Below are 15270 nucleotides of genomic sequence, written 5' to 3' on the forward strand. Positions count from 1 at the left end.
GCGTTTTGCTTTCATTTATTTTTTAAGATGTAACCCTTTATTCTGTTTATCAACACCTGTTACAATGCTTTTACTTCTTCTTTAAATTTCCTGCCACGATCTTCATAATTTTTAAAGAGGTCGAAGCTGGCGCAGGCGGGCGACAATAAAACGATGTCTCCTTTTGCGGCCTGTTTAAATGCTTCCTGTACTGCGTCGTGCATACTGGTAGTGTTGATCATCACCGGTGTGTCTTTTGATAACGCAGTAAAGATGGGGGTGTTGTCCACACCCATACAAATAATTGCCTTTACCTTTTCTTTCACGAGGTCGCGGATGGCATCATAGTCGTTGCCTTTGTCCACGCCGCCCATGATCAGCACAATGGGCTTGTCAAAACTTTCCAGTGCAAACCAAACGGAGTTTACATTGGTCGCTTTGCTGTCGTTAATAAAATCCACGCCTCTAACCGATGTCACATATTCCATGCGGTGTTCGAGGCTCTCGAACGACGCAAGGCTTTCGCGGATCTTCTCATTTCTTATATCCATGGTCCTGCCTGCAATTGCTGCTGCCATTGAATTGTACAGATTGTGTTTTCCCTTTAATGACAGGTCATACATTGACATGATAACCGGTTCTCCGTTGACATCTATGTGCAACTGGTCGTTGGCAATAGAGCCGCCTTCTTTCAGTGGTTTCATGATGGTAAAAGGTATTGATGCTGAATAAATGGGTTGCTGCGCTAAATGTCGCATGATCTCAGGATCATCCATGCAGTAGATGAAGTAGTCTTCAGCTGTCTGGTTCATGGCAATTCTGAACTTGGAGGCTACGTAATTTTCCATGCTATAGTCGTAGCGATCCAGGTGATCAGGCGTAATGTTCAACAGGATGGCCACATTGGGTTTGAAGTCCTTAATGTCATCCAGCTGAAAGCTGCTGATTTCAATCACATAATACTCCGCTGGTGCGGTTGCCACCTGCCTGGCATAGCTCACGCCAATATTGCCTACCATCGCCACATCCAAACCTGCGTTTTTAAAGATGTGATAGGTGAGGGCCGTAGTGGTACTTTTGCCGTTGCTGCCGGTGATGGCAATGATCTTTTTACCTGTCGAGAAACGGTAGGCCAGCTCTATTTCAGAAATCACGGGTATGCCTTTTTCACGCACCTTTTTCATCAATTCCGATTTCTCAGGAATACCGGGACTTTTAACGATTTCGTTTGCATCCAGTATAATATCCCAGGAATGATGTCCTTCTTCAAAAGAGATCTGGTTTACCGCCAGTTCCTGTTTATAATTATCTTTTATTGTTCCTCCATCAGATACAAATACATCATACCCTTGCTGTTTTCCCAGCAAAGCCGCACCTATTCCACTTTCTCCTGCTCCTAATATGACGAGTTTATATTCCATTCGTTTTATCTTCTTGTTTTAGTGTTGTTTTATCTCATTTTCAGTGTTGCAATAGCTACTACCACACACATGATGGTAATAATCCAGAAGCGCACTGATATTTTACTTTCGTGGTAACCGATCTTCTGATAATGGTGATGCAACGGCGACATTTTCAGAATACGCCTGCCTTCTCCATATTTCTTTTTAGTGTATTTGAAGTAAGATACCTGTAGCATCACCGACAGTAGTTCCACCAGGAATACACCACAGAAGATAGGTATCAGTAATTCTTTCCTTACTATAATGGCCAGTGAAGCAATGATGCCACCCAACGCCAGACTACCGGTGTCGCCCATGAAAACCTGCGCCGGATAAGCATTGTACCAGAGGAACCCGATACATCCGCCCACAAAGGCTGCAATGAAAATTGACAGCTCCCCGAGGTTCGGGATGTACATAATGTTCAGGTATTCCGCAAACTGGATGTTACCGGATACATAGGCAAAGATGCCCAGTCCTATCCCGATGATGCCCGAAACGCCTGTTGCCAGTCCATCTAAACCATCAGTAAGATTAGCGCCGTTGGATACGGCCGTAATAATAAAGATGACCACCAGGATATAGAGTACGAATGTGTACTTTTCTGCGCCGGGAATCCAGGAGATCAGTTTGGAGTAGTTGAACTCATGATTTTTTACAAACGGAATCGTGGTAATCGGCGTTTTAACGTCCACAAAACGGTGTCCGTCGCGGGTTACACGCTCCGGGTGATTAGTCACCTGTCTTTCATAAGGCGCCAGTGTTTTTGCGCCTATTACCTCACGGGATACCACCACATCTGTATTAAAATAAAGTGTACAGCCCACAATCAAACCAAGTCCCACCTGTCCCATGATCTTGAAACGTCCTGCCAGTCCTTCTTTATTCTTTTTAAATACTTTGATATAATCATCTACAAACCCGATCATTCCTAACCATACGGTAGATAACAGGATCAGCCAGATATATACATTTGCCAGTTGTGCAAAAAGTAAAGTGGGAATTACGATGGCAGATAAGATGATGAGTCCGCCCATCGTAGGGGTTCCTTTTTTGGTGTTTTCTCCCTGGAGGCCCAGTTCACGGATCGTTTCGCCGATTTGTTTTTTCTGTAGAAATTTAATAATCCTTTTACCGAACAGCAAAGAAATAACCAGCGACAGCAGTAATGCCATCGTTACACGGAAAGTGATATACTGAAACATACCACCGCCGATGACGCTGATCTTAAATTCTGTTTTCAGGTAATTTAAAAAATAATATAACATATGTTTTAGTCGTAACCTGTTCTCCGCTGTCCGGGGAGTACAGGCTTTTAAGTCATTGGATTATTAAGTATCTATCTTTAGTTTTAGTCTATTTCTCCAGGGTTTTCATCAGCTCCAGCAGCACTTCTTTATCATCGAAGTGATGTTTAACGCCTTTTATTTCCTGGTACTTTTCATGTCCTTTACCTGCCACCAGGATGATGTCTTCCCGGTTGGCGAGCGACAGCGCCGTTTTAATGGCTTCTTTTCTGTCGGTAATGGAAATGACTTTCTTTTTCAGGTGAACAGGAACGCCTGCTTCCATTTCCCGGATAATTTCCGCCGGATCTTCCGAGCGGGGATTATCAGAGGTAAGGATAACGCGATCGCTGTTTTCCACGGCTACATCTCCCATCACAGGGCGTTTGGTGGTATCCCTATCGCCGCCGCAGCCTACTACTGTGATCACCTGTTCATTGCCTTTGCGCAGGTTTTTGATGGTAGCCAGCACATTTTTCAGTGCGTCCGGCGTGTGTGCGTAATCAACTATAGCGATGATCTGTTCTTTATCGGAAATGATATAATCAAATCTGCCTTCTGCACCGGAGGTGTCGCTGAGGGCCTGTAATGTTTTGGCTTTATCGATGCCCAACAGCACTGCGGCGCCGTAAACGGCCAGCAGGTTATAGGCGTTGAATTCACCGATCAGGCGGAAATGCACTTCTGTATCTCCTGTCAGCATTACCAGTCCTGTGAGATTATTTTCCAGGATCTTTCCTTTAAAATCTGCCAGTGTGCGCAGGCTGTACGTTGCTTTTTTAGCTTTCGTATTCTGCAGCATTACCATTCCTCTTTTGTCGTCCAGGTTAGTGAGTGCAAAAGCGGAGGAGGGCAGGTTGTCAAAGAATGATTTCTTTACCCGGATATATTCATCAAAAGTTTTATGATAATCGAGGTGGTCGTGGGTGATATTACTGAAGATGCCTCCCGCGAATTTTAGCCCGGCAATACGTTGCTGGTGAATAGCATGGGAGCTTACTTCCATAAACACATACAGGCAGCCGTCATCCACCATTTGTGCCAACAGGGCATTCAGGTTAATGGGATCAGGCGTGGTATGTGTGGCGGGTATAACGGTATCGCCTATCTGATTTTGCACGGTGGATAATAGTCCGCAGTGATATCCCAGTTTGGTGAACAAACGGAACAGCAGGGTAGCGATGGTTGTTTTTCCGTTGGTACCGGTAACGCCTACCAGTTGTATTTTATGAGAAGGGTTATCATAGAAGTTACCTGCCATGATACCGCTGCTGACAGCGCTGTTGTTTACCTGTACATAGCAAACATTTTCTGTCAGTTGTTCGGGTAATGTTTCACAGATCACTGCTGCGGCGCCCAACGCAATTGCTTTTTCAATGTACACGTGTCCGTCTGTGTGTACGCCTTTCACTGCAATAAAAGCATCTCCGGACCCGATGGATCTGGAATCGATGGCGAGTGCGTGAATGGCAATATCTGTATTACCATGCACTGCCAGGATGCTTACATTATACAATATGTCTTGCAGCGTCTTCATCTAGCTCAGTTCTATTACGATTGTTTGTTCGTTTCCTATTTTAGTTCCGCCGGGGAGTGATTGCATTTTCACTTTACCGGCGCCTTTTATTACTACCCGTAACCCGGCATTTTCGAGCAGATACAGGGCATCTTTGAGGCCCATTCCGGTAACATCGGGCACTGCGCCTTTTGTTTGTGCTACCTGCTGGAAGGCAATTTTGCGGTCTGTTACCTTAGCGCTTACCCAGCTGTTATTAGCAGGGGCGTTGCCGATGGGCAGCTGCAGTTTACCCAGGATTTGTTTCCATTCACTGCCTTTGCCATTTTTCAGTGACAGCAGGGTATCCAGTTGCATGGTGGCCTGCATGGGTTTTTGTCTTTCTACCGCGATGGCATATAATTTATCTGCCACTTCTCTAAACACGGGACCCGCAACGCCTGCACCGTAAAAGTGCAATGCATGCGGTTTATTTTTTATCACCACCACGCAGGTGTACTGCGGATCATTTGCCGGGAAATAACCGGCGAATGACGATTGGTAAATTTTATCTGCATACCCGCGGTTGCCGTTTGCCACGAGTGCGGTACCTGTTTTACCTGCGAAGGTGTAAAACTGGCTGCGCAGTTTTTTTGCAGTACCATCAATGGGCACACCTTCCAGCATGGCCTGTAACTGTTTCAGCGTGCTTTGCGTGCAGATGCTGTCCAGCAATACAGTAGGCTCAAACTGTTTTACTACCTGGCCATATTCCTGTATGGAGTTGACGAGGTAGGGTTTCATCATTTTACCGTTGTTAGCCACTGCATTGTACAGCATGCACGTTTGCAGCGGGCTGATAAGCACTTCATATCCGAATGCCATCCAGGGCAGGGATGTGGCGCTCCATGTTTTGGAAGCGGTGGTTTTAATAACCGGTCTTCCTTCGCCTATCAGGTCTATACCGGAAAACTGGTCGAGCCTTAATCTTTTCAGATGGCCGACGAATTTGTTAGGTTGCCGGTTATAGAACTGGTAGGCCAGTTTTGCCATACCCACATTTGAGCTGAGTTCAAATGCGTGTTTGATCGTTACATTTTGCGGGCCCGGGTGAGGTTCAGAATCGAATACGGTTCTGCGTCCTACCTGCCAGCGGCCACCATCCATGTTTACCATAGAGTTCATGGTGGCGTATTTATCTTCCAGCACTGCGATAACGGTAGCCAGTTTAAAAGTGGAACCGGGTTCCCCTACCTGCAGTGCGTAGTTCATATCTTCCCAGTAGCCGTTGCCGTCGGGTTGTTTGCCGAGGTTGGCTATTGCTTTTATTTTGCCTGTTTTCACTTCCATGAGAATGCAGGTGCCGTGTTCGGCTTCATTCTGCACCATCATATTCATGAGGGCTGTTTCCACGATGTCCTGCATGTTTACATCGATAGTGGTAACTATATCACGCCCGTTTTCAGGTTCAATATCGTAACCGTCTACGGGTACATAAGTACCTCCTGCGATGCGGCGCATCAGTCTTTTACCGGTAACGCCCTTCAGGTATTCGTTGTAGGTTCTTTCAAGTCCTACGCTTTGTGAATTTTCGCGGGCCAGCCCGATGGTCCTGTTGGCGAGCAGTTTAAAGGGATTGATGCGCTTACTTTTGGATTCAGCGATCATGCCGCCTTTGTTTTTGCCGAGGCGAAACATCGGGAAGCTGCGTAATTCCTGGTATTGATTAAAGGGTACGTCTCTTTTAAGTAAAAAGTAACGGTCCTTTGATTTATATCCTTCCTGCAGCTGCTGCTTCCAGGCGGCTTTGCTGCGGTCAGTGAATATCTGGGACAGGCGGTAGGATAAGGAGTCAAGGTTTTCCTTGAACACCAGTCCGTTCTTATCCCGAAGGCCATCTGCTGCAAAATCTATCCGGATGTCGAAATAAGGGATGGAGGTCGACAGCATCCTGCCTTCCTCCGAGTAAATAGTGCCTCTTTCTGCGTCCAGTGCCACGTAGCCGGTGTGCAGGCTATCGGCCATACTACGCCAGTAGTTGCCCTGCACGTTCTGGATATAGAACACTTTCACCAGGATGGCGACGCTGAACAGCGCCATGCCGATGAGGCACAGATACACTCTCCACAATATGTCCTTTTTTACATCCACGATGTTGTATTAGCATTTTAGCCTTTAGCCTTTAGCTGTCAGTTATTTACCCTGGGGCAGATAGCTGACGGCTAAAGGCTGATAACTTATAAGAAGATACCTGACACTGGCTGCATTTATAATTGAGATGCTTGCCATTGATTTGATTTACCAGCATCCCCGACCTGAGTGATGGGTCAGGCGGGCAGCGTCAGGCATCAATATTAAATTCATTTTTCTGTATCCTTTTTCAGCACAATCTTTTGCGGAGGGGAGCTGAGTTGTTTAAGGCCCAGCGGCTCTACTGACTTACTGACTTCACTCATTTTGCTTCGAAACATGAGCTCACTTTTCACATTGATATACTCCCACTTCAGCTCTTTAATTTCTTTGCCTAGTTTGTTAATGCGCCGGATTTTTTTTTCAGCGAGGTGACTGTTGGCGATATATACTAAAGCCAGGAGGGAAAGGAAACCGATAAACGGCATGTTTTGCACCAATGCTTTATAGTTGATGCGCAAACGCCATTCTTTACGTTGCTCCGGGGGAAGGGTACTTTCTTCAGCCGGATTTTCCTGGATTGTATCTAAGTCGTCTCCCACGCGCTATGTCTTTTTAAAAATTGACAATATTAATCTGAACGCAAATTCAAAACGGGTGTGTATAGGATAGGGTAGGATGTGACAGGCAGTTTACAACCTTGTCACGCTTGTTTTTCGGCTACCCGCAGTTTTGCACTTCTGGATCTTCCATTAAGCTTCAATTCTGCATCACTGGCGGTAACCGGTTTTTTTGTGATTAATTTGAACAATTTAGGGGGTGTTTCTTTTGCAAACGGGTCTTCCTGTGCTTCTTCAAAACTTCCGGTCTTCATAAAATTTTTTACCATCCTGTCTTCCAGCGAATGGAAGGTGATGACGGCGAGTCTTCCTCCGGGTTTCAGCACATTGGTAGCCTGTTCCAGTAAATCTTTCAGTGCGCCCAGTTCATCATTAACGGCTATACGCAATGCCTGGAAAACCTGCGCCAGGTATTTTTGCGGATTGCCTTTTACAATGGGCTGAATCACAGATTTAAATTCTGCGATGGTGCGCATGGGGTGTGTTTTGCGCTGCTTTACAATTGTTTGGGCGAGGGTTTTTGCATTGGTTACTTCTCCGTATTCCTGGAAAATCAGTTGTAACCTTGCTTCTCCCCATGTTGCCAGCAACTGAGCGGCAGTAAATTCCGTTCTGGTATCCATCCGCATATCCAGGTCGCCATCAAAGCGAATACTGAATCCTCTTTCTGCTGTATCGAACTGGTGCGATGAAACGCCCAGATCCGCCAGCAGGCCGTCTACCTGGTCTGCTTTATGTAACTTCAGAAAGCGTTGCAGATGACGGAAATTTTGTTGTACAAAAGTGACACGTTCGTCTATAATCCTGTTTCGGTAAGCATCTTCATCCTGATCAAATACTATCAGCCGTCCTTTTTCACCCAGTTTCTCCAGTATGGCTCTTGAGTGTCCTCCGCCTCCAAACGTAGCGTCTACATAGATCCCATCGGGATTTATCTGTAACAGCTCCGTCGTTTCCTGCAGCAGAACGGGTAAATGATATTGTTGTTCGCCCATATGCTCCCCTCTTTAAATTGATATGTTATTATCTCCTCCTCCCATTACCTGTTGTGCCAGATCACTGAACGCCCCTGGTGAGAAATTTTCAAAGAACTCCTGGTATTTACCTTTATCCCAGATCTCAATTTTATTGGATGCTGCTGCTGCCAGCACGATATCTTTTTCCAGATTGGCGTACGACAGCAGGTTTTTCGGTACCAGCAGTCTTCCTGCACTGTCTAACTCCAGAATGGTGGCCCCGTTTAAGAAGTACCGCCTGAATTCCCTTACTTTTGGATCAAAGTCATTCAACTTGCTGATACGTTCGAAAATAGGCTGCCATTCGTTCATGGGATACAGGGACAAGCATTTTTCAAACCCACGGTTAATCACAAACTGTCCTCCGGCCCCGTCTGTCAACTGCTTTTTAAACCCGGCAGGTAACAGAAAGCGTCCTTTTGCGTCCAGCGTCGATTCATATTCACCGAGAAATCCTGTCATACCATGGGGGCAAAGTCCTTGAAAATCCTTTTTCTAACACAAAATAACACTTTTTCCCACTTTTTAACGAAAAAATACTTTATAAATTTTTTCCACAGATGCAAGCGCCCGCATCAGAGCCATTTTACCCTCATTTATGCACCCTTACGGTGCATTAAACAATAATACGTGTGGATAACGTGTTTATAAGTGTGAATTATGTGTTTATATCTTGCAGATGCCCCTTGGGATAAGACATTCCCGAATAGCATAGCGGGTGGGAAAATGGGGTGCAGAAATCGTTATGAGTGGATTTTTTTTATAATCTGAGCCCTTTTTTCAGGTACATCCGTTACCTGAAATCAATTTTTCCACATCGGGGTGGGAAAAATGTCAGCAACCCCGGCGGTGGTGGAAAACCTGTCTTTCGGCGATTTAATTCCCTCTTTTGCAAAATTTTAACAGCAATCAAAATCTCTCTGCCTTACATTTACATTTAATTCTTAATTTTGCCACTCTTTTATGCGGAAATTTTTATTGTACATCAGTGTTCTTGCGGTTGTCGTAACTACCTCCTGTAACAACCAGTTACGGAGAATAGAAAAAAGTAACAACTTTGAAAAGAAGTTGGATTACGCCAATCAGCTGTTCCAGAAGAAAAAATACAATACGGCAATAACACTCTACACTGACCTGGTTCAGGTGTACAAGGGAACTGAGAAGTTTGAGCCCATGTATTACAATTTCGCATATTGCTCTTACTACGTTAAGGACTACGTTCAGGCAGCCTTCCAGTTTAAAAACTACCTGGACCTGTTCCCAAACAGCCCGAGAGCGGTGGAAATAGATTATATGCAGGCTTATTGCTACTATAAGCAGTCGCCAAAGGTATCACTGGATCAAACCAATACCATGAAGGCAATTGCTGCCATGCAAACCTTCATTAATAACTACCCTACCGCAGATAAAGTGTCGGAAGCCAACCTGGTAATCGAGTTGTGCAGACGAAAGCTGGAAAAGAAAGAATTCTCCAGCGCAGAGCTATATTATAACCTGGGCTTCTTCAAAGCCGCCGGTATTGCCTTCAAAAACCTGATGCGCAACTATCCCGACTCTGATAAAAGCGACAGTTACAAAGTAATGGCCATCAGATCTTACTATAATTATGCTAAAAACAGTATTCCGGAGAGACAAAAAGAGCGCTACGCAACGGTTCTCGACGAATACCTGGACTTCGCGGATCACTACCCGAACAGCAAATTAAAGCCAGATGCCGAAAAATTTTATACCTTAGCACAAAACAACATAAAAACACTGGATAATGAGCAAATTAAAGCGAAGTCTAACCAGTAGCCTTAATCCCTGGGTAGAAACCAAAAATACTACCGACATTAAGAACAGAACTGGTAATTTATATGAGTCTATTGCCGTAATAGCCAAACGCGCCAATCAGATCAATATTTCCGTGAAAGAGGAGCTCCATTCCAAACTGGAAGAGTTTGCCAGTCATACTGACAACCTCGAAGAAGTGCACGAGAACAAGGAGCAGATTGAGATTTCCCGTTTTTATGAAAGACTGGCAAATCCGGCCATCCAGGCTACTCAGGAGTTCCTGGACAGCAAAATTTATTTCCGCAAGAACGACGACGATTTGTTTAGCTAATCCGCCACACATTATTTTGTGAGGTGCGTGATTGCGAAAAATAAAAATATTAATTTCATGGCGGCAGAATGATTTCTGCCGCTTTTGTTTTTATATATGTCCATGGACGCTATCAAAATGCTACAAGGAAAAAAAATCCTGCTCGGAGTGAGCGGCAGCATCGCCGCCTACAAGTCCGCTACCCTCATACGCCTGCTGGTAAAGGAAGGAGCCGAAGTAAAAGTGGTCATGACCACCGCCGCCGCCGGCTTTATTACCCCCCTCACCCTAGCCACCCTCTCTAAAAACGAGGTTCCCCTGAATATCAGCGACCACAACAGCTGGAATAATCATGTGATGCTGGGCCGCTGGGCAGATATTATGCTCATCGCACCCGCTTCTGCCAATACCCTCGCCAAAATGGCCCTGGGCCTGTGCGACAACCTCCTGCTGGCGGTATACCTTTCGGCAACCTGCCCCGTACTCTTCGCCCCCGCAATGGATGAAGACATGTGGCATCACCCGGCTACCCGCAGCAATGTGGAAAAGCTCATTTCCTTCGGTCACCAGCAGATTCCCGTGGAATCCGGGGAACTGGCCAGCGGACTCTTTGGAGAAGGCCGCATGGCAGAACCAGAACAGATCCTGACTTTCCTGCAACAGCATTTTCAACAGAAAAACGGAAAAAAAGCCCTGAACGGTACCACTGCTATTGTTACAGCCGGCCCTACCATCGAACATATTGACCCGGTTCGCTACATCAGCAACCACTCCAGCGGCAAAATGGGAATTGCCATTGCGGAAGCCCTGGCAGATGCCGGCGCTGATGTACAGCTGGTACTGGGTCCCACCTCTCAGAAAACAACCCACCCCGGTATCACCATTACCCATGTGCAAACCGCCCAGGAAATGTTTGATGCCGTAACAGCCCGCTATTCCGGCGCCGGAATAGTAGTGGCCGCCGCCGCCGTAGCAGACTACCGCCCGGCAAATGTGGCCGACAAAAAGATTAAAAAAGGGGAAGCCCAGCTTCATATCGATCTTGAAAAAACACCCGATATACTACGCTCGCTGGGCGATAATAAAAGCCCGGGGCAATTGCTCATAGGATTCTCCCTGGAAACAAACAACGAAAAAGAATATGCTCTGAAAAAACTGCGTGATAAAAACCTGGACCTGATCGTGATGAATTCACTGGCAGATAGAGGTGCAGGCTTTAATTATGATACCAATAAAGTAACCCTGTTTGACAAAAACGGGAATGAACGCAGTTTCCCCCTCAAATCCAAACAGGCCGTGGCCCAGGATATTGTTTCCGCTATAATCGAATTGCAACATGCATAATCGTTTCCCGTTGTTCCTGCTGCTTGCAGGCGTCTTTTTACTATGCTGCTCCCCGGCCGTTAAAGCCCAGGAAATAAGGGCCAATGTGTCTGTAGTTGCCCAACAGATACAGGGCGTAGACAAAAAAATATTTACTACCCTGCAGAATTCCGTCCGGGATTTCCTCAATAACCGGCATTGGGCAAACGATGCCTTTACACCGGCTGAACGGATAGAATGTAATTTTTTGCTAAACATCACCGGTACTTCAGGGAACGACAGTTACAAGGCTACCCTGACCATACAGGCCACCAGGCCGGTATATAACGCCAGCTATGTAACGAGTTTGCTGAATATCCAGGATCCCAATGTGGTGTTCCGGTACGTGGAATTCCAGCAGCTGGAGTTCAGCGATACCAGGGTGGTGGGAAATGATCCGCTGGCCTCCAACTTAACCGCTATCCTGGCCTATTATGTTAATATCATCCTCGGGCTCGATTATGATTCCTTCTCCCCCAAAGGCGGAGATGTATATTTTAAGAAAGCGCTTAATATTGTAAATAATGCACCGGATGGAAAGGAGATTTCCGGATGGAAAGCTTTCGAAGGAAACCGCAACCGTTACTGGTTACAGGATAACCTACTGAACGCAAAGTTCCTCCGGTTCCATGATGTAATGTACCAGTATCACCGGCAGGGATTGGACCTGATGTATGATGATGTGATAAAAGGCCGTGCAGCCATTCTGAACTGCCTGAATATGCTCTATTCCATCCACCAGGATATCCCCAATTCCATGCTGATGCAAACCTTCTTCCTTTCCAAAGGAGAGGAGCTATTAAAAATATTCTCCCGTGCCACACCACAGGAGAAAAGCCGTGCAGCGGAATTGCTCTCCCAGATGGATGTGCCCAATGCACAGAAGTATCAACAGATGAAGTAACGCTATGATGAACATGATGATGAAATACGCCTCCCTGGCTTTGTTAGTGGTATTCCTGGTTGCCTGTGCCAACAGCGACCAGGTGCCGGGTAAATATATTTCAAAGGAACATATGGCAGGTATCCTGGTAGATATGTCTATTGCAGATGCCTACAGCAATGAGCAACAAATGCAGGTTACTTATACGCCCAATTTCGATTCCCTCCGGCAGGAGAAAGTAAAGGTCTATTACAAACAGATACTGGACCTGCATAAAGTAAGCGTGAAGGAATTTAGTGGAGAGCTACCGGTATTACGAAAGTCATCCCAACAGGCTGAAGGAAGTTTTCCAGATGGTACAAACAGATATTGCTTCCAGGAAACAACGGTTGCCCAATCCAATCGATGAAAATGCACCGCTCCGGTTTCGTATGAAAAGTATTTTCCCCTATGCAGACAGCGTACTATTGCTGCCGAAGGCGGATACAACCCGGCCTTTTATCAAGCGGCAGCCCTAATCTATAAAACACCAAAACATGAACAAAGTAGTAGCAAATGCCGATGAAGCCATACAAGATATCCGGGATGGAGCGGTACTGATGCTGGGAGGGTTTGGTTTGTGTGGAATTCCGGAGAATTGTATTACCGCCCTGGTAAAAAAAGGAGTGAAGGATCTGACCTGTATTTCCAATAACGCGGGAGTAGATGATTTTGGTCTTGGCCTGCTGCTGAAAACCAGGCAGATCAGGAAAATGATGTCTTCCTATGTTGGTGAAAATGCAGAATTTGAAAGACAACTGCTGGCCGGAGAGCTGGAAGTAGACCTCATTCCACAGGGAACACTGGCTACGCGTATCCAGATGGCAGGCATGGGAATTCCTGCTTTTTTCACGCCTGCCGGCTACGGAACCGAGATCGCTGAAGGAAAAGAAGTTCGGGTATTCGATGGCAAGCCTCACCTGATGGAACTGGCGCTGCACGCCGATTACGCTATTGTAAAAGCCTGGAAAGGAGATACGTTGGGTAACCTCGTATTCCGTAAAACCACCAGGAATTTCAGCACATCCATGGCCAGGGCAGGACAAATCACTATTGCCGAAGTGGAGGAACTGGTGCAACCCGGAGAGCTGGAACCAGACCAGGTACATGTGCCGGGTATATACGTACGCCGCATTTTCAAAGGCGGCAACTATGAAAAACGGATCGAACGCAGAACCGTTAAGATGTAGTTCATCCAATTCTCCACGCTTCAATCTGATATTTTATGCCGCTCGATAAATATGGTATCGCAAAAAGAATTGCACAGGAACTGCAGGATGGTATGTATGTAAACCTGGGTATTGGTATTCCTACGCTGGTATCCAACTATATACCTGCCGGAGTTTCTATTATGCTGCAGTCTGAAAACGGGATCCTTGGTATGGGACCGTATCCTGCCGCTGATGACGTTGACGCAGACCTGATCAATGCAGGAAAGGAAACAGTTACCCTGCTGCCCGGTGGCAGCTTCTTTGATTCCGCAGAAAGCTTTGGTATGATCCGCGCCGGTAAGGTAGATCTTACCGTATTGGGTGCAATGGAAGTATCCGATACCGGCGATATTGCCAACTGGAAAATACCGGGTAAAATGGTGAAAGGCATGGGTGGCGCTATGGACCTGGTGGCTTCTGCCAGGAACATCATTGTAGCCATGATGCATACCAATCCAAAAGGAGAAAGCAAACTGCTACCAGCATGTACATTACCGCTTACCGGTGTCAACTGTGTAAAGAAAATTGTTACAGAGCTGGCGGTGCTGGATGTAACGTCCGATGGGTTTAAGCTCCTGGAACGTGCACCCGGTGTTACCGTAGAGGAAATCCGCTCTAAAACAGCCGGTAAGCTGATCATTGAAGGAGATATCCCGGAGATGAAAATTTAGCTGAAGCATAGGATCTTCTCATCAGCCGGATGGCTTTGTATGTCTGCATTTCGGAGGATTGCAACTCCGTAAATAATACGTAACCTGTATAGGGATTTAGATGTTTTGTTTTTGGAATACATACTTCACTGAAACAAAATGTCTAAATCTCTAAACTTAAAAATACCTAAATAATTGGTACCTTTCAAACTGCTAAAATAGTTCGAGGTGCAAGTTGGATTTCTCTGTTATAACGGTAAATATATTCCTGCAGCCGACCCGATTTTTACGGCAGATAATCGATCTTTCAGATACGGGGATGGCTTCTTTGAAACCCTGAAAGTATACCAGGGACAAGTGTTGTTGGCTGACCTGCACTTTGAACGGATGCTCGCCAGTTTACACCTGCTGCATTTTGATATCCCCCCACATTTTACCAAAGCATATTTTGTTAAGCAGATACTGGAACTCTGCAATAAAAATGATATATCCCAGATGGCCCGCGTACGGCTGGCTATCTTCCGCTCCGATGGCGGCTTATACGATCCCATCAATAACTTACCAAACTACATTATCCAATGCTGGGAATTAAGCAGAACAGTATTGGAATTAAATGAGAACGGACTCGTAACTGACGTCTTCCCCGATGTAAAAAAGAGCTGTGATAAATTATCCGCTATTAAATCAAATAATTGCCTGCCCTATGTGATGGCTGCCATGTATGCCAAGCAGCACCGGCTGAACGAGGCGATATTACTTAATCCATATGGAAGGGTTGCCGACAGCACCATCGCCAATGTATTTATTGTGCGGGATAAAGTACTTTATACGCCACCGCTGTCTGAAGGCGGTGTGTGCGGCGTAATGCGCAAGTTCCTGCTGAAAACAGAACTGCCATTCAAAATAGAAGAAAAACCACTCAATATAGAAGACCTCGAAAATGCGGATGAAGTATTTTTAACCAACGCCATCTATGGTATCCGTTGGGTGGGCCTCTTCCGCGACAGTAGCTATGGTAACGCCACCGCCGCTATTTTGCACGAAGTATTACATGAAAGCATGCTGTAAAAATCA

Annotated in this window: 15 protein-coding genes; 8 read left to right on the forward strand and 7 right to left on the reverse strand. The window is 45.9% G+C overall.

What is annotated here, in order from left to right; all coding sequences use genetic code 11:
• Positions 1–59: 59 nt before the first annotated feature.
• The 7 genes from murD to mraZ all read right to left on the reverse strand — a co-directional run bounded on the left by murD (position 60) and on the right by mraZ (position 8430).
• Positions 60–1400, reverse strand: coding sequence for a UDP-N-acetylmuramoyl-L-alanine--D-glutamate ligase (murD, locus tag QFZ51_RS07530; protein ID WP_429044772.1), 1341 nt, complete (start codon positions 1398–1400; stop codon positions 60–62).
• A 29-nt stretch (positions 1401–1429) separates the two neighbouring features.
• Positions 1430–2689, reverse strand: a complete 1260-nt coding sequence (gene mraY, locus QFZ51_RS07535; RefSeq protein ID WP_370909305.1) for a phospho-N-acetylmuramoyl-pentapeptide-transferase — start codon at positions 2687–2689, stop codon at positions 1430–1432.
• Between the two features lie 88 nt (positions 2690–2777).
• Positions 2778–4244: a UDP-N-acetylmuramoyl-L-alanyl-D-glutamate--2,6-diaminopimelate ligase gene (locus tag QFZ51_RS07540; RefSeq protein WP_429044774.1), complete on the reverse strand. Its 1467-nt coding sequence runs from the start codon at positions 4242–4244 to the stop codon at positions 2778–2780.
• Complete coding sequence (locus QFZ51_RS07545; RefSeq protein ID WP_370909307.1) at positions 4245–6353, reverse strand: penicillin-binding protein; 2109 nt, start codon at positions 6351–6353, stop codon at positions 4245–4247. It abuts the gene before it with no gap.
• 209 nt (positions 6354–6562) lie between these two features.
• Positions 6563–6934, reverse strand: coding sequence for an FtsL-like putative cell division protein (locus QFZ51_RS07550; protein ID WP_429044777.1), 372 nt, complete (start codon positions 6932–6934; stop codon positions 6563–6565).
• A gap of 101 nt (positions 6935–7035) precedes the next feature.
• On the reverse strand, positions 7036–7947 hold the full coding sequence (gene rsmH / locus QFZ51_RS07555; protein WP_429044779.1) for a 16S rRNA (cytosine(1402)-N(4))-methyltransferase RsmH: 912 nt from the start codon (positions 7945–7947) through the stop codon (positions 7036–7038).
• A 12-nt stretch (positions 7948–7959) separates the two neighbouring features.
• Entirely contained in the window at positions 7960–8430 is a 471-nt protein-coding gene (gene mraZ, locus QFZ51_RS07560; RefSeq protein ID WP_429044781.1) for a division/cell wall cluster transcriptional repressor MraZ, read from the reverse strand.
• Positions 8431–8931: 501 nt separating this feature from the next.
• On the opposite strand from mraZ, the gene QFZ51_RS07565 reads away from it, so the two are divergent.
• From QFZ51_RS07565 to QFZ51_RS07600, 8 genes are all read left to right on the forward strand, one after another.
• Complete coding sequence (locus QFZ51_RS07565; RefSeq protein ID WP_370909310.1) at positions 8932–9762, forward strand: outer membrane protein assembly factor BamD; 831 nt, start codon at positions 8932–8934, stop codon at positions 9760–9762.
• Positions 9731–10072 carry a DNA-directed RNA polymerase subunit omega gene (locus QFZ51_RS07570; protein ID WP_079469388.1) on the forward strand — a complete coding sequence of 114 codons (342 nt, stop codon included), beginning with the start codon at positions 9731–9733 and terminating at the stop codon, positions 10070–10072. The genes QFZ51_RS07565 and QFZ51_RS07570 overlap by 32 nt, the downstream gene beginning before the upstream one ends.
• A gap of 102 nt (positions 10073–10174) precedes the next feature.
• Positions 10175–11395: a bifunctional phosphopantothenoylcysteine decarboxylase/phosphopantothenate--cysteine ligase CoaBC gene (coaBC, locus tag QFZ51_RS07575; RefSeq protein ID WP_429044783.1), complete on the forward strand. Its 1221-nt coding sequence runs from the start codon at positions 10175–10177 to the stop codon at positions 11393–11395.
• Positions 11388–12317 carry a DUF4835 family protein gene (locus QFZ51_RS07580; protein ID WP_370909312.1) on the forward strand — a complete coding sequence of 310 codons (930 nt, stop codon included), beginning with the start codon at positions 11388–11390 and terminating at the stop codon, positions 12315–12317. The genes coaBC and QFZ51_RS07580 overlap by 8 nt, the downstream gene beginning before the upstream one ends.
• A gap of 4 nt (positions 12318–12321) precedes the next feature.
• The gene (locus tag QFZ51_RS07585; RefSeq protein ID WP_429044784.1) at positions 12322–12705 is read left to right on the forward strand and encodes a DUF4296 domain-containing protein; all 384 of its coding nucleotides are present in this window, start codon (positions 12322–12324) and stop codon (positions 12703–12705) included.
• Between the two features lie 127 nt (positions 12706–12832).
• Positions 12833–13525 (forward strand): CoA transferase subunit A, encoded by a 693-nt coding sequence (locus QFZ51_RS07590; RefSeq protein ID WP_429044785.1) that lies wholly within the window; start codon positions 12833–12835, stop codon positions 13523–13525.
• Positions 13526–13560: 35 nt separating this feature from the next.
• Complete coding sequence (locus QFZ51_RS07595) at positions 13561–14217, forward strand: 3-oxoacid CoA-transferase subunit B (RefSeq protein ID WP_429044787.1); 657 nt, start codon at positions 13561–13563, stop codon at positions 14215–14217.
• A 207-nt stretch (positions 14218–14424) separates the two neighbouring features.
• Positions 14425–15264 carry an aminotransferase class IV gene (locus QFZ51_RS07600; protein WP_429044789.1) on the forward strand — a complete coding sequence of 280 codons (840 nt, stop codon included), beginning with the start codon at positions 14425–14427 and terminating at the stop codon, positions 15262–15264.
• Positions 15265–15270 lie beyond the last annotated feature (6 nt).

Origin of the sequence: Chitinophaga sp. W3I9 (assembly GCF_050434025.1) — a bacterium.
Lineage (GTDB): Bacteria > Bacteroidota > Bacteroidia > Chitinophagales > Chitinophagaceae > Chitinophaga.

Coding starts and splice junctions, on each gene's coding strand:
- QFZ51_RS07590 (WP_429044785.1), top strand. CDS start 12,833: ATGAACAAAGTAGTAGCAAATGCCGATGAAGCCATACAAGATATCCGG.
- murD (WP_429044772.1), bottom strand. CDS start 1,400: ATGGAATATAAACTCGTCATATTAGGAGCAGGAGAAAGTGGAATAGGT.
- QFZ51_RS07580 (WP_370909312.1), top strand. CDS start 11,388: ATGCATAATCGTTTCCCGTTGTTCCTGCTGCTTGCAGGCGTCTTTTTA.
- mraY (WP_370909305.1), bottom strand. CDS start 2,689: ATGTTATATTATTTTTTAAATTACCTGAAAACAGAATTTAAGATCAGC.
- QFZ51_RS07585 (WP_429044784.1), top strand. CDS start 12,322: ATGATGAACATGATGATGAAATACGCCTCCCTGGCTTTGTTAGTGGTA.
- mraZ (WP_429044781.1), bottom strand. CDS start 8,430: ATGACAGGATTTCTCGGTGAATATGAATCGACGCTGGACGCAAAAGGA.
- QFZ51_RS07570 (WP_079469388.1), top strand. CDS start 9,731: ATGAGCAAATTAAAGCGAAGTCTAACCAGTAGCCTTAATCCCTGGGTA.
- coaBC (WP_429044783.1), top strand. CDS start 10,175: ATGGACGCTATCAAAATGCTACAAGGAAAAAAAATCCTGCTCGGAGTG.
- QFZ51_RS07565 (WP_370909310.1), top strand. CDS start 8,932: ATGCGGAAATTTTTATTGTACATCAGTGTTCTTGCGGTTGTCGTAACT.
- QFZ51_RS07540 (WP_429044774.1), bottom strand. CDS start 4,244: ATGAAGACGCTGCAAGACATATTGTATAATGTAAGCATCCTGGCAGTG.
- rsmH (WP_429044779.1), bottom strand. CDS start 7,947: ATGGGCGAACAACAATATCATTTACCCGTTCTGCTGCAGGAAACGACG.
- QFZ51_RS07595 (WP_429044787.1), top strand. CDS start 13,561: ATGCCGCTCGATAAATATGGTATCGCAAAAAGAATTGCACAGGAACTG.